Annotated in this window: 1 protein-coding gene; it reads left to right on the top strand. The window is 66.3% G+C overall.

Features of this window, described 5'->3' with window-relative positions; genetic code table 11:
- Positions 1-845: elongation factor Tu (locus ACP7AS_RS13090; RefSeq protein ID WP_426029298.1), on the top strand; the 845-nt coding region annotated here is incomplete at both ends.

Genomic DNA, 845 nt, shown 5'->3' with positions numbered 1-845 from the left:
ATGGCCAAGGAAAAGTTCGAACGTAACAAGCCTCACTGCAACATCGGCACGATTGGTCACGTTGACCACGGCAAGACGACGCTGACGGCGGCGATCACGATGGCGCTGGCCAAGGCGAGCGGCGGCAAGGCGATGAACTACGCCGACATCGACGCGGCTCCGGAAGAGAAGGCGCGCGGCATCACGATCAACACGGCGCACGTCGAGTATGAGACGGCCAACCGTCACTACGCCCACGTCGACTGCCCCGGCCACGCCGACTATGTGAAGAACATGATCACGGGCGCGGCGCAGATGGACGGCGCGATCCTGGTGGTGTCGGCCGCGGACGGCCCGATGCCGCAGACGCGCGAGCACATCCTGCTGGCCCGTCAGGTCGGCGTGCCGGCGCTGGTGGTGTTCATGAACAAGGTCGACCTGGTCGACGACGCCGAGCTGCTGGAACTGGTCGAGATGGAAGTGCGCGAGCTGCTGAGCTCGTACCAGTTCCCGGGCGACGACATTCCGATCACCATGGGTTCGGCCAAGGCCGCGACCGACGGCGTGAACCCGGAGATCGGCGAGCAGCGCGTGCTGGCGCTGATGCAGACGGTTGACGACTACATCCCGCAGCCGGCGCGTCCGCTGGACCTGCCGTTCCTGATGCCGGTGGAAGACGTGTTCTCGATCTCGGGCCGCGGCACCGTGGTCACGGGCCGGGTCGAGCGCGGCATCGTCAAGGTCGGCGAGGAAGTCGAGATCGTCGGCATCCGTCCGGTCCAGAAGTCGGTCTGCACGGGCGTGGAAATGTTCCGCAAGCTGCTGGACCAGGGCCAGGCGGGCGACAACGTCGGCGTGCTGCTGCG

The sequence above is a fragment of the Brevundimonas sp. TWP2-3-4b2 genome (genome assembly GCF_049897345.1).
Lineage (GTDB): Bacteria > Pseudomonadota > Alphaproteobacteria > Caulobacterales > Caulobacteraceae > Brevundimonas.
The sequence above is the reverse complement of the archived record's forward strand: the minus strand, read 5'-3'. Positions and strand labels throughout refer to the sequence as shown.